Origin of the sequence: Desulfurobacterium sp. TC5-1 (assembly GCF_000421485.1) — a bacterium.
Lineage (GTDB): Bacteria > Aquificota > Aquificia > Desulfurobacteriales > Desulfurobacteriaceae > Desulfurobacterium_A.
Window position 1 is genome coordinate 80,571 of the sequence record NZ_ATXC01000002.1, and the last position, 13,012, is coordinate 93,582.

The 13,012-nt window shown below is 41.7% G+C and carries 11 protein-coding genes and 2 tRNA genes; 10 read left to right on the top strand and 3 right to left on the bottom strand.

Annotation, left to right across the window (positions count from 1 at the left end):
• Positions 1-65 precede the first annotated feature (65 nt).
• Genes recA through H153_RS0108030 form a run of 5 tightly spaced genes read left to right on the top strand, consistent with a single transcriptional unit; the run spans position 66 to position 5,962 of the window.
• Entirely contained in the window at positions 66-1,067 is a 1,002-nt protein-coding gene (recA, locus tag H153_RS09670) for a recombinase RecA (RefSeq protein ID WP_022847606.1), read from the top strand.
• Positions 1,051-2,139 (top strand): PilT/PilU family type 4a pilus ATPase, encoded by a 1,089-nt coding sequence (locus H153_RS0108015; RefSeq protein WP_022847607.1) that lies wholly within the window; start codon positions 1,051-1,053, stop codon positions 2,137-2,139. Before recA ends, H153_RS0108015 begins: the two co-directional genes overlap by 17 nt.
• The gene (locus tag H153_RS0108020; RefSeq protein WP_022847608.1) at positions 2,123-2,557 is read left to right on the top strand and encodes a RecX family transcriptional regulator; all 435 of its coding nucleotides are present in this window, start codon (positions 2,123-2,125) and stop codon (positions 2,555-2,557) included. Before H153_RS0108015 ends, H153_RS0108020 begins: the two co-directional genes overlap by 17 nt.
• Positions 2,558-2,600: 43 nt before the next feature.
• A complete protein-coding gene (gene alaS / locus H153_RS0108025; RefSeq protein WP_022847609.1) occupies positions 2,601-5,228 on the top strand; it encodes an alanine--tRNA ligase in 2,628 nt (875 codons plus the stop codon).
• Positions 5,229-5,230: 2 nt separating this feature from the next.
• On the top strand, positions 5,231-5,962 hold the full coding sequence (locus tag H153_RS0108030) for a hydroxymethylpyrimidine/phosphomethylpyrimidine kinase (RefSeq protein WP_022847610.1): 732 nt from the start codon (positions 5,231-5,233) through the stop codon (positions 5,960-5,962).
• 1 nt (position 5,963) lies between these two features.
• Here H153_RS0108030 and H153_RS0108035 read toward each other — a convergent pair.
• The 3 genes from H153_RS0108035 to waaF all read right to left on the bottom strand — a co-directional run bounded on the left by H153_RS0108035 (position 5,964) and on the right by waaF (position 7,190).
• Positions 5,964-6,042, bottom strand: a tRNA-Asp gene (locus H153_RS0108035).
• A gap of 12 nt (positions 6,043-6,054) precedes the next feature.
• Positions 6,055-6,130: transfer RNA gene (locus tag H153_RS0108040), tRNA-Val, on the bottom strand.
• 40 nt (positions 6,131-6,170) lie between these two features.
• Positions 6,171-7,190, bottom strand: coding sequence for a lipopolysaccharide heptosyltransferase II (gene waaF / locus H153_RS09675; protein WP_022847611.1), 1,020 nt, complete (start codon positions 7,188-7,190; stop codon positions 6,171-6,173).
• Positions 7,191-7,354: 164 nt separating this feature from the next.
• Between waaF and H153_RS10005 the strand changes: the two genes are divergently transcribed.
• The 5 genes from H153_RS10005 (at position 7,355) to H153_RS0108070 (ending at position 13,009) form a co-directional block, all read left to right on the top strand.
• A complete protein-coding gene (locus tag H153_RS10005) occupies positions 7,355-8,086 on the top strand; it encodes a universal stress protein (protein ID WP_022847612.1) in 732 nt (243 codons plus the stop codon).
• Positions 8,083-9,687, top strand: coding sequence for a cation acetate symporter (locus H153_RS0108055; protein ID WP_022847613.1), 1,605 nt, complete (start codon positions 8,083-8,085; stop codon positions 9,685-9,687). Before H153_RS10005 ends, H153_RS0108055 begins: the two co-directional genes overlap by 4 nt.
• A gap of 108 nt (positions 9,688-9,795) precedes the next feature.
• A complete protein-coding gene (locus H153_RS0108060) occupies positions 9,796-10,995 on the top strand; it encodes a radical SAM protein (RefSeq protein WP_022847614.1) in 1,200 nt (399 codons plus the stop codon).
• Between the two features lie 4 nt (positions 10,996-10,999).
• Positions 11,000-12,034: a radical SAM protein gene (locus H153_RS0108065; RefSeq protein WP_022847615.1), complete on the top strand. Its 1,035-nt coding sequence runs from the start codon at positions 11,000-11,002 to the stop codon at positions 12,032-12,034.
• A gap of 12 nt (positions 12,035-12,046) precedes the next feature.
• On the top strand, positions 12,047-13,009 hold the full coding sequence (locus H153_RS0108070; RefSeq protein ID WP_081638856.1) for a pyridoxal-phosphate dependent enzyme: 963 nt from the start codon (positions 12,047-12,049) through the stop codon (positions 13,007-13,009).
• Positions 13,010-13,012 lie beyond the last annotated feature (3 nt).

Consider the following 13,012-nt stretch of genomic DNA (forward strand, 5'->3'; position numbering starts at 1 on the left):
AAGTTATAATATTACGCAATACATAAATACCATTAAAACTCATAAGATTTCAGAGGTAAAAAAATATGGAAGATGCAAAAGCAAAAGTTTTAAAAGAAGCCCTTAAACAAATTAAGAAAGATTATGGCGAAGGCGCCATAATGTTCTTGGGTGAAAAACCAAGCGAAAAAATACCATCAATAAGCACCGGCTCCATAAGTATAGATTATGCAACCGGTATAGGTGGTGTTCCAAGAGGAAGAATAACAGAAATCTATGGACCGGAATCATCCGGAAAAACAACCCTTGCACTTCACGTAATAGCAAACGCTCAAAAACAGGGAGGAATTGCTGCTTTCATAGATGCGGAACATGCTCTTGACCCTCTATATGCAAAAAAACTCGGAATAAACCTTGATGAACTTCTTATTTCTCAACCTGATAGCGGAGAGCAGGCCCTTGAAATAGCGGAAACTCTCGTCAGGAGCGGTGCCGTTGACGTAATAGTTATAGACTCCGTTGCCGCTCTTGTCCCTGAAGCAGAACTTAAAGGCGATATGGGTGACTCTCACGTAGGATTACAGGCAAGGCTCATGAGTCAAGCTTTAAGAAAACTCACAGCCGCAACCAACAAAAGTAACGCCGCCTTAATCTTCATAAATCAGGTAAGAGAAAAAATTGGAGGAACAAATTACGGACCCAATGAAACTACGACCGGCGGAAGAGCGCTAAAATTCTACTCTTCACTCAGAATAGAAGTTAGAAACGCAGGCGCTATAAAGGGAAAAAATGACGAACGGCTCGGCCATTCCGCACGGGTAAAGATAGTAAAAAATAAATTGGCTCCACCTTTTAGAGAGGCTTTTGTTGATATCTACTACGGGGAAGGCATTTCAAGGTGGGCTGAACTCATTATTCTTGGCGAGAAATTAGGGTTCATTAAGAAAAGCGGTTCCTGGTACTCCTACGGCAACATAAGACTCGGGCAGGGTAAAGAAAATGCAAGAAAATATCTAAAAGAACATCCGGAAGTGGCAGAGGAGATCGAAACCAAGATAAAGGAGAAGCTCTATGGCAACTCTGAATGAGATACTCGAAAAAGCCCTTGCCCTGGGGGCATCAGACATCCATTTGAGAATGAAAATGGTGCCGATATTTCGCATACAGGGGAAGCTCGTGAAAACGAATTTCCCGCCTTTAACAGGTGCTGAAATATTTGAATTTGTAAAGACAATTCTTCCAATAGAGAAAAAGAAAGAAATACCTATTCTGAAAAATTACGACACTTCGTACAGTATTCCCGGAGTCGGAAGGTTCAGGGTTAACATTTTCAAGCAGAGAAATACCTTTGCAATAGTTATGAGAGCAATTCCCACCAAAATTCCCACTATTGAGGAGTTGAACCTTCCAGAAATAATAAAAAAAATAGCTCTTGAGCACAGAGGACTTGTTCTCGTGACAGGAACGACAGGTTCAGGTAAATCAACCACTTTAGCTGCAATGCTCAATGAACTTAACCATAAAGATTCAAGGGTCGTAATAACGATAGAAGACCCTATAGAATATCTTCATAGAGACATAAAATCCATCTTTTACCAGAGAGAAGTCGGCGTTGATGCAGAGGACTTTTTCTCAGCACTGAAAGCCGCCCTTCGTGAAGACCCTGACGTTATCCTCGTAGGTGAAATGAGGGATCCGGAAACCGTTAGAACTGCTCTTGACGCAGCAGAAACCGGACACCTCGTATTTTCAACACTCCACACACTTGATGCCAAAGAAACCATCTACCGTATCGTCTCCTTTTTCCCTCCATATCACCAACAGGCAATCAGATATCAGCTTGCCTCTGTTCTAAAGGCAACAATTTCTCAACGACTCTTACCTAAAGCTGACGGAAAAGGAAGGGTTCCCGCCGTGGAGGTTATGATAACAACGGAAGCAATAAAGGAAAGAATCTTAAATCCTGAACTTACAGAGGAAATTCCAAACTTTATCGAAAAAGGTAGAGAAACTTATGGCTCTCAAACGTTTGACCAATCACTCTATCAACTGTGGAAAAACGGACTTATCACAAGAGAAGATGCTCTCAAATATGCAACAAGACCAGACGACCTTAAACTCAGAATGGAAGGAATCACTTCAGGTGAACTCAAAATTTAAGAAAGCCTTAACCTACGCTCTCCGGCTACTCAGCCGGAGGGACTACACTGAAAGAGAAATACTTTTCAAAATAAAGCAGCGTTTCCCCGAAGTTAATTCTGAAGAAGTAATAAAGCATTTAAAAGAAAACGGTTACCTTTCCGACTACAGAGTCGGCTTCAACTACGCCATATCAAAAATGGAAAAAGGATGGGGAAAACGAAAAATCCGGTTTCACATGGTTCAAAAAGGCATAACCGAAGAGATTGCAGACAGAATACTCATGGAAATAGAATTTGATTACTCTTTCATTAAAAAAACCCTGAGAAAGCGATTCGGGGATAACCTCCATACAAAAAGAGAAAAAGTGACGCGCTTTCTCCAGCAGAGAGGATTCTCCTACACTGAAATCCACAATCTAATCTCTGGTAAAATATAGCCCGATTTTTACCCGAACAACTATAGTTTTGAGAGAGGAAACCATGACCGGTAAAGAAATAAGGGAAGCTTTCCTGTCATACTTTGAAAGCAAAGGACACACAAGAGTTAAAAGTTCTTCACTAATACCTGCAAACGACCCAACCCTGCTATTCACAAACGCAGGCATGGTGCAGTTCAAAGACTACTTCTTGGGGAAAGAGAAACCGCCTTTTAAAAGGGCAACCTCCTGCCAGAAATGTATGAGGGCGGGAGGAAAGCATAATGACCTTGAAAATGTTGGAAGAACAGGAAGACATCACACATTTTTCGAAATGCTCGGAAACTTCTCGTTTGGTGACTATTTCAAAAGAGAGGCAATAGAATTTGCCTGGGAACTTGTAACCGAAGTTTTTAAACTACCAGAAGAAAAACTGTATGTTTCCGTTTACGAGAAGGACGACGAAGCATTTGAAATATGGAACAAGGTAATAGGAATACCTGAACAGAAAATCTACCGCCTCGGTGAAAAAGACAACTTCTGGGCAATGGGTGATACAGGACCCTGCGGACCGTGTAGCGAAATCTACTTCGACCGAGGAGAAGAGTTTGCCTGCGGGGAAACCTGCGGCATAGGAAAATGCGACTGTGACAGATTCCTTGAAATATGGAATCTCGTCTTCATGCAGTATGAAAGGGATGAAAACGGCAAACTTACACCCCTTGCAAAACCTTCAATAGACACGGGGATGGGACTTGAAAGAATTGCATCCGTTTTACAAAACGTTCCTTCAAACTACGAAACCGACCTCCTCTTCCCGATAGTCAAGTGGGCCTCGGAGATGGCAGACATCCCTTACGGAAAAGAGGAGAAGAGCGACATATCAATGAGAGTCATTGCAGACCATTTAAGGGCAATGACCTTTCTCATAGCAGATGGATGTTTGCCATCAAATGAAGGGAGAGGTTACGTCTTAAGAAGAATTATAAGAAGAGCATCAAGACACGGAAGACTCCTCGGGATAAATCGCCCTTTTCTGTTTAAAGGGGTGAATGCAGTTATTGAAATAATGGGTGATGTTTATCCTGAAATTGTTGAAAACGAAAACCTTATTAAACAAATCATAGAAAAAGAGGAAGAACGGTTCTCAAGAACACTTGAAAAAGGGCTTGAACTTCTCCAGGAAGTTGTTGATAAAATTAAGGAAAAGGGCGCGGGAACCATTCCCGGTGAAGAAATTTTCCGACTCTATGACACATACGGATTCCCCCTCGATTTAATACTTGAAGTTGCAAACGACGAAAGACTCGAAGCGGACGTTGAAGGATTTGAAAAACTGCTGAAAGAACAAAAGGAAAGAGCAAGAAAAGCGTGGAAAGGAGGCATTCAAAAAGTTGTCTCACCTCAAATAATCGAGCTCTCAGAAAAATATCCTTCCACATTCAGGGGATACGAAAAACTCGAAACAACGACAAAAGTAACCGGCATTCTTAAAGGTGAAACTTTAGCAGATGAACTGAAAGAAGGCGAAGAGGGTATAGTTTTTCTTGAGGAAACCCCATTCTATCCTGAAAAGGGTGGCCAGGTAGGCGATACGGGTTTCATAGAAAGCTCTAACTGTAAATGTCGCGTTCTGGACACCCAGAACGTAACCGAAAATTTGATAGGACACAAAGTAAAAGTAGAAAAAGGTAATATAAAAACCGGTGAAGTTGTAAAGGCGGCAGTCGATAAAGAACGCAGGGAAGCCATAAAAAGAGCCCACACGGCAACTCATCTTTTACATAAAGCTTTAAGGGAAGTTCTCGGAAACCACGTAAAACAGGCAGGTTCTCTTGTCCTTCCAGATAGACTGAGGTTTGACTTTACACACTTTGACTCGGTAAAAGATGAAGAACTGAAAGAGATAGAAAAACTCATCTTTAGCTGGATTATAGACAACCTTCCCGTAGTTACGGAAGAGATGCCATACGACAAGGCGCTTGAAAGAGGCGCAATGGCACTTTTTGGTGAAAAGTACGGCGATGTTGTAAGGGTCGTAAGCGTAGGCGATGTAAGTGTAGAACTGTGCGGCGGAACGCATGTCGAAAGAAGCGGCGATATCGGCATGTTTATCACCCTTTCTGAATCTTCCGTATCATCTGGAACAAGACGTATAGAGGCAGTTACCGGCTTTAAAGCCTGGGAAAAGGAAAGGGAAGAAAGAAACATCATAAACAGACTCAAAGCGACCCTCCAATCAAAAGAGGAAAAGATACCCCAAAGAGTGGAAAAACTTAAAGAAGAACTTAAAGAGAAAGAAAAAGAAATTGAGAGATTGCGTAAAAAACTCGCCACAGCAGGGATAGATGAAATCGTATCTTCAGCACCGGTTATAAACGGGATAAAAGTCGTAACGGCAAGAATTGACGGATATACAGGTAAAGAACTTGTCGAAATTGCAGACGTAATAAGGAATAAAGCAGGAACATCAGCCGTTATGTTAATATCCCAGAAAGATGGGAAAAATAGTCTCTTAATCGCACTAACAAAAGATTTAACGGACAGGTTTAAAGCTGGAAACATTATGAGAGAGATAGCTCCCATTCTTAAAGGAAAAGGTGGTGGAAGACCTGACATGGCTCAAGGGTCAGCCCAGGACATCTCAAAACTAAACGAAGCTTTTGAAACATTTAAGAAGATCTTTGAATAATCATGGAAAAACCTGATGTTCTGTTAACGATAGCCGGCTTTGACCCAACCGGGGGAGCCGGCATATTAAGAGACATATCAACATTCAGACACTTTGGATTTTACGGAACTGCCGTAATCACAGCAAACACATCTCAAAACACAAAAGGCGTTACAGACGTTCTATTCCAGCCTCCAGAGCTTATAAAAAAACAGATAAAAGCCGTTGATGAAGACTTTTCAATTGCAGGAATAAAGATAGGACTCCCCCATTACGATAAAACTCTAAATACCTGGATAGCCGAATTTATTACAGAAAAGAAAATACCAGCAGTTTTTGATCCTGTTTTAAAACCAACACTTGGAAAGGCTTTTGTGAAAAAGATAGAAACAATTGAGCCTCTGATGAAAGCTTCAACGGTAATAACACCAAACTATTCAGAATACCAGAAACTCAGGGGATACCTGAAAAGTTTTCGGGGAAGCATAGTCGTAAAGGGAATTTTTGAAAACAATACGGTAAAAGACATTCTTATACAAAACGGAAAAAAAACGGAAATCATATCCCATACATTAAGAAGCGGAGAAGAAGTAAGAGGAACAGGATGCGCCTTCTCATCAGCCCTGCTTGCTCTGATAATAAAGAAAGATTTAAAAACAGCGTTCAGAGAAGCATCTCAATTCTTACAGGATTTTAGAAAAAAGGCTCTATCTTTAGAAAGCAGGAAGCAGAAAATAAATCTTGATATCCTTTAAGTGGCGGGGACGACGGGACTCGAACCCGCGACCTCCGGCGTGACAGGCCGGCGTTCTAACCAGAACTGAACTACGTCCCCGAAGGAAGGAAATGGTGGGCGGAACAGGGATCGAACCTGTGACCCCCAGCTTGTAAGGCTGGTGCTCTCCCAGCTGAGCTATCCGCCCGAATTGACGATAAACAAATATAGGATAATTTCCGAAGGTGTCAACTACCAACACCTCTTTTTTCCGCAAAATCACCATCTTTTAGCACTTCATCTATTAAAGGGAAAACCTTTTCAGGTGTAAGGTCCCTCATGCATTTAAAATGTCCCTCACGACATCTTTTCCCACCATGAATTCCACAGGGCCTGCAGTAAAGAGGAATTTCAGCCACCTTAGCCTTTTCACCAAGAGGATAAAATCCAAACTCTTTAACAGTAGGACCAAACATCGTAACAACAGGCTTTTTAAACGCAGAAGCAAAGTGGGTCGGAGACGAATCGTTTGTGATAACTACACTGCTTCCGGCAATAAGCGCCATCAATTCTCTCAAATTCGTTTTTCCGGCGGTGTTCACAGCAAAAGGAATCTGTCTGAAAACCTTCTCAGCAACAGGAATATCAGCGGCACTACCGACAATGACAGGAACAAGTCCCCTTTCTTCAATCAAATATTTTCCAACAGAAGCAAAGTATTCCGGAAGCCACCTCTTTGTAGGCCAGACGGAACCGGGAGATATTACGGCAAAGGGAAATTCCAGAGAAAACTTTTCCCTGACCTTTCCAACCTCGTCTTTCGAAACGAAAAGCTCCGGCTGAAGATCAACCCTGGCAGCTTTATTAACGGCAAGGAGGAGCTGTATATTTCTCTCCACCTCGTGAACATTCCGTCTATACTTAACGCGCCTGGTGTAGAGAAACGAAAAACCAGCCGTATCAAAACCAACTCTTAAAGGTATTCCACTTAAAAAGAGCAAAGTGGCCGTTCTATGAGAGCGGTGAGGTGAGAAAACGGCATCAAATTTTATACTTTTCAGTTTAGAGGCAAAACCCCTGATCCCCTTTTTATCATAAGGAATAACCCCTTTAAGATACTGAAACCCTTCATATATCGCCTCATATCCTTTCTTACACACCAAAAACACTTCAGCTTCTGAATAAGTTTTTGCAACGGACTTAATAAGAGACGATACAAGAACAAGGTCACCGATAAACGCTGTCTGAAAAATAAGTATCCGCTTCATATACTTCCTCAACCTGCATGTTTCAAAGTCGATTATACACAAAGAAGAATTCTTTAGTAACAATATAAATAAAAACAGATATAAAGTAACTTGCATTTTTGTAAAAAATTTTACATAATTTTTACATGACTTTAACTTTTCTTTTACATCTATGGAGGTGACACATGGGGTTCCGAAAACTCCTTGTAGCCGTGGACAATTTCTCCGCTTCATTCGGTGCATTTAAAAAAGCGGTGGAAATTGCACGGGAAGAGAAAATCCCGCTTACAGTTGTGAATGTTGAAGAGGCAATTCCTCTCCTTCCAGCGGAAAAGATGCTTGAAGCACCGCCAGACCACTTTGTAACGGATGATCCCTTAAAACTGGCAGAAATCTACGCCAGAAAACACGGCATAGAAGTAAAAACTGTCAAGAAAACAGGTCCAATAGCCGGAGGAATTTTAGAAACAGCTGAGGAAGAGGATGCAGACCTTATAATCCTTGGCGATTCCGGTATTAAAGGCATGGAAAAACTATACCTGGGAAGCATTGCTCAAGCAGTAGTTGAAAATTCTAAAAGACCTGTTCTCATCGTAAGAAAGGGGTGGATGAACATTGAGGACATACTGAGCCTTGCAAAAAGTCTTGGTAAAGAGGAAAGAAAAGAGGAAATTCCCTGTAAATATGACCCTGCTCTTGTTAAAGAGAATTTTAAATCAATGGGAACGCTCTTTTTCATCCTCTGCGTTATCTACTTTTTTGCAGCCATAATAACATCAAAACCGTTTAAAAACATCGCCGCTCTTGAGATTGCAGGACTTCCATTCGGAATATGGTCAGGCATATTTCTTGTAATTTCCGGAATCATATTAACCCGAATATACATAAACAAACAAATTGGAGGTGAGACACAATGACATATCCAATAGCATTCATAATAGTAGCTATAAGTGTCCTTGTCTCCATATACGTAAGCTTCTATTTCAGAAAACACACAAGGACATCAAGCTCGTTTTTTGTAGCTGGTGGGGAAATTCCCTGGAAAATCAACGGAATGGCAATGTTCGGCGACTACTGCAGTGCTGCAAGCTTCCTTGGTGTCGCCGGCGCCATAGCTATAATGGGAATAGATGGGTGGTGGCTCGCCCTGGGATTCTTCGCTACATGGATGGCAGTTCTGTTCCTCGTTGCAGGACCCCTTAAAAATGCAGGTAAATTCACCGTTGCAGATGTCATAGGAACACGTTTCGGTCAGGATAAAAACATAAGAACTATTTCAATGATAATAACACTTGTTCTCTCAGCTTTATATCTTGTGCCCCAGATAGTCGGAGCAGGACACCTTTTCAGACTCCTTTTAGGCTGGGAATATCTAACCACCGTTATCGTATCCGGCGTTTTAATAACAGTTTTAGTTGTTCTTGGTGGAATGAAAGGAACAACATTCAACCAGGCTATCCAGGGTGTCGTTCTCCTTGGTGCAATGCTACTCCTGCTGATTGCAGCATCTGTCATGTTCTTTAAAGGAAATCCCTTCGGAATTGTTAAAGCAGCAAAAGAGATAGTGCCGCCAGTTGTTGCCGCAAAACAGGCACCGGAGCTTGTTAAAAATGCAAGCAATGCCCACGAAGCCATAAAAACTGTAAGAGCTGCCCTTTCCGGCGCACCTTCAGGATTAACGCCCGGCGTTGGACTTAGAGATTTCTGGAACCATTTGAGTCTTATTCTCGGACTTTTCTTCGGGGTTCTCGGACTTCCGCATATTCTCATCAGATTTTACACCGTTAAAAGTGCAAAAGCTGCCCAACGAAGCATCGAATTCACCATATGGGGACTCGCAATCTTCTACACTGCTGTTCTCTTTGTGGGACTTGCAATCATGTACATCCTGTATCCAGACCTTGTAACCTTAGTTGCAACCGGAAAAAAAGGGATAGCAACAAACATGGCAGTTCCAATGCTTGGTCAGAAATTAGGCGGTGAACTGTTCTTAGGACTTATAGCGGCCGGTGCCTTAGCAGCAATGCTCAGTACCTGTACAGGACTTCTCATCACCGCTACAACAAGCATTGCCCACGACCTTTACGCCTCCATACTCAGGCCCGACAGCACGGACGAACAGAGGGTCTCTTTTGCTAAAAAAGCGGTATTTATTCTCTCTGGAATATCCCTCCTGCTTGCAATATGGCTTAAAAACCAAAACGTCGGGATGTTAGTGGGAATGAGCTTTGGAATTGCAGCAAGTACATTTGCACCTGCCCTTGTTCTTACCGTATGGTGGAAAGGACTAACAAGACAGGGAATCATCGCTGGCATGTGGGTCGGTCTTGCAGTTTCCCTTCTGTTCACGTTCGCAAGATTTTTTAAATTAAAAACTTTCTTGGGACTTCCCGTTCTCGTCAATCCTGCCCTCTATAGCATTCCCGTTGCTCTACTTGTATTTATCATCGTGAGCCTCACCACAAAAGATAAAGGAAAAGTTGAAGAGTTTATGGCCATAGCCCACTGTAAAAAATAACTTTTTCGCTCCGGGCGTTGTCCCGGAGCTTTTCACCACATCCTGAATTTCCAATTTTCCTCTTCACTTTTGATATACTTTGTAGAAAGACTTTTTCAGGAGGATTCAATGGCTGTAAACCTTGAGTATATCTTTGACAACGATACTGTAGGATTAGGATGTTTTTCCTATCTGCCTGGAGAATTTGTCTGGGCGTGTACAAACGAATGTAACCTTGAGTGCAAACACTGCTCAATAGAATCAGGCCACGGCAGAAAATGGGCTGATGAACTCACAACTGAAGAAGCAAAATCCCTGATCATGGATATCTGGGAACATTTTGGTCCTGTTAAATTTGCAATAACCGGTGGTGAACCTCTACTCAGAGAAGATATCTACGACATCATAAAGTTTGCCTTTGAAAACACAAGAATGCAGCTTGTCATGGCTACAAACGGAACGCTTCTTAACAAAGAAAACATTAAAAAGCTCCTCGATGCCGGTATGTGGCGTGTTGGTGTTTCCATTGACGGCGTCGGTGAAAAACATGACGAAATCAGGGGACTTCAGGGCTGTTTTGAAACGGTGTATCAAAATCTCAAGCTTGCCAAGAAAATGGGATTGAGATTCCAGTTTCATACGACGGTCTCAAAACTTAACAAAGATGAAATTCCGGCAATCATAGACCTTGCTGAAGAACTGGGCACTTACAGAATATATTTCGTATTCTTAATAACAACAGGTAGAGGCAAAAACCTTCCCGATCTGACACCTGAAGAGGCAAAAGAGGTGTTTGAATACATCTATGAAAGGCAGAAAACGTCAAACGTATGGTTAAAACCTATCTGTGCTCCGTGTTATACAACATGGCTAAAAGATAAAATGACAGAAGAGTATAAAGCCGGAAAGATAAATGTATTTCCGAGGGTAAAGCCCATAGGATGCCCTGCTGGAATTACGAGATTCCATATACTTCCAAACGGTGACGTGTGGCCGTGCGCTTACGTTCCCATGAAGGTAGGAAACATAAGAGAGAAAAAACTCAGCCGTATAGCCATAGACACACCCGACTTTAAAGCAATAAAATTGGCAAGGGGCTTCAACCCTGATGTTTACGGTTTTGATGAAATCAAAAATCCTGCCAAACTTGAAGAGCTCAAAGAAGCATTTAAGAAAGAGTATGGATACGAGCCAGAGCTTGGCGGAATATGCAGAGATTGTGAGTATAAACAGGAATGCGGTGGATGCAGAGCAAGAGGTTATGCAAAAACGGGAAGTTTCCTCGGTGAAGATATAATGTGCCCTCTGAAAAACGTAGAGGAGAAGTGATTATATGTACGATTTGAAATTATCAATAACACGAGCCTGTAATCTCAAATGTAAGTACTGTCATTACATTACAAATGTTGACAAACACGTCCTTCCCGCCTCCTTCTGGAAGGACGTCCTTGACCAGTATAAGAATCTCGACCTTGAAAAATACGGTCTATTTGCCGACGGGAAAAAAGTGACGATAACAGGCGGTGAAGCGACCCTACATCCTGAATTCTGGGAAATCTTTGAATATGCCAAAAAACTTGGATTCTACGTTTCACTGCCTACAAACGGCACATACCTTACGGACGAACTGGTCAAAAAGTTCAAAGACTACGGTGCAGACGACATAATCATAGCCATAGATGGAAATAGGGAAAACCACGACTTCCTGAGAGGAAAAGGAAATTTTGACCTTGCAGTGAAAGGTGCTGAACTCGTTAAAAAATACGGTATACCACTTAGAATCACAACATGCATGTCAAAGTACAACTATAAAGACCTCCCTTTTGTAACGGAGCTGAGTCATCAGCTCGGCGCCGAAATCCTCATCATCTTCCACTACGTTGAACTTGGAAGAGGTGAAATCGAGCTACCTCATTCTGAAATGAGTCTTGATGAAATTGCCGAATCGATGAGAACTATATACGAACTCCAGTGCAAGTATAAAGATATTGCCCTCTGTACAACAACAATTCCCCACTACTGGGCCGTTCTTAAAAAAATGGAAGAAAAAGGCTCTTTCGTCCCGCCTTATTACTACAAGGTGTTCCCGGGATGCAGAGCCGTTAAAGATTTTGTTTATGTAACAAGCGACGGTTCAGTCTTCCCGTGTCCGTTAATACAGAAAGCCATAGGTAACCTTCAAAAAACAAAACTGCACAAAATCTTTGAAAGTGAAGGTGCTAAAATATACGCAGACAGAAACTACTTCAAAGAGTGCGTTTCCTGCAAATACAAAGAACTGTGCGGCGGATGTAAAGTAAGAGAAAATTCTCTCTGTCCAGAGCTCATAGAAAGAATAGAAGATATTTGCACAGACCTTTCCTGTTAATCTGGAGGATAAATGACCGTCCAACGAATTCTGATGTCTTCTTTCGTTGAAAATTCACCTTTCGTAGAAGAATTTTTTGGAAGGAAAAACATAAGTGTTTTGCTTTCAGGCTTTTTTGAAAAATTTGGCGCAAAATGTCCAACAGGTTCATTTAAAGACTACATAACAGGTTTAACTTTATACTTTCGTAGAAAGAAAGAGTTAGTTGTTGTATCTGCAGGTAACGTAGCAAGAGCATTCTTCTACAAAGCATCTGTCCTCAAAAGGCCCTTAACCATCGTTCTGCCTGAATATGCTTTAGAAGGACTAAAAATCTCCGTACCACCTTCAAAAACTGTAACAATATACGCAATAAAAGGCGAATACAATGACGCCATTGACTTCTCAAGAGAATTAGTGGCTAAAAATCCCGAAAAGTACGAGCACGAAGGGGGCCTTTCCAATGAATGGCGAATAAAAGGCCTCTACAGACTTTTCAGAAGACTTCCACAGTTTGATATCTACTTTCAGGCTGTATCCGGTGGCGTAGGTCCTATGAGCATATATGAAACAGCAAAAGCCACCAAGAAATCTTTGCCAAAACTTTTCCTATCACAAAACCTTCCATACGCACCTGTTCTTTCCGCCGTACAAGGAGAAAAGGTGCCTGAACCGGAAATTGCAGAAAAGATACTGGCAAAGGTTCTCAGTAATGCAAAAACAAACATTCCTCTACTGTCTAAATTGATACGAGAAAGCAACGGAAAAATTTACGGAATAACAAACGAAGAACTACTATCAGCGAAAAAGGCTTTCGAAGCGTTTACAGAGGACGAAATAGACTATTCCTGCGGTGTAACTGTTGCAAGCGTATTGAAAGCGATAAAAAATGGAGACGTAAAAGAAAACGAAAAGATCGTTGTTCACATAACGGGCGGTGGATACTCAAAAGTTAAAAAATATCCCCCCTACGAAGAACAGGTGATTCATATTTAAGCC

Bases quoted from the DNA above. Each gene is read 5' to 3' on its own strand.
- recA (WP_022847606.1), top strand. From the start codon at position 66: ATGGAAGATGCAAAAGCAAAAGTTTTAAAAGAAGCCCTTAAACAAATT.
- H153_RS0108015 (WP_022847607.1), top strand. From the start codon at position 1,051: ATGGCAACTCTGAATGAGATACTCGAAAAAGCCCTTGCCCTGGGGGCA.
- alaS (WP_022847609.1), top strand. From the start codon at position 2,601: ATGACCGGTAAAGAAATAAGGGAAGCTTTCCTGTCATACTTTGAAAGC.
- H153_RS0108030 (WP_022847610.1), top strand. From the start codon at position 5,231: ATGGAAAAACCTGATGTTCTGTTAACGATAGCCGGCTTTGACCCAACC.
- waaF (WP_022847611.1), bottom strand. From the start codon at position 7,190: ATGAAGCGGATACTTATTTTTCAGACAGCGTTTATCGGTGACCTTGTT.
- H153_RS10005 (WP_022847612.1), top strand. From the start codon at position 7,355: ATGGGGTTCCGAAAACTCCTTGTAGCCGTGGACAATTTCTCCGCTTCA.
- H153_RS0108055 (WP_022847613.1), top strand. From the start codon at position 8,083: ATGACATATCCAATAGCATTCATAATAGTAGCTATAAGTGTCCTTGTC.
- H153_RS0108060 (WP_022847614.1), top strand. From the start codon at position 9,796: ATGGCTGTAAACCTTGAGTATATCTTTGACAACGATACTGTAGGATTA.
- H153_RS0108065 (WP_022847615.1), top strand. From the start codon at position 11,000: ATGTACGATTTGAAATTATCAATAACACGAGCCTGTAATCTCAAATGT.
- H153_RS0108070 (WP_081638856.1), top strand. From the start codon at position 12,047: ATGACCGTCCAACGAATTCTGATGTCTTCTTTCGTTGAAAATTCACCT.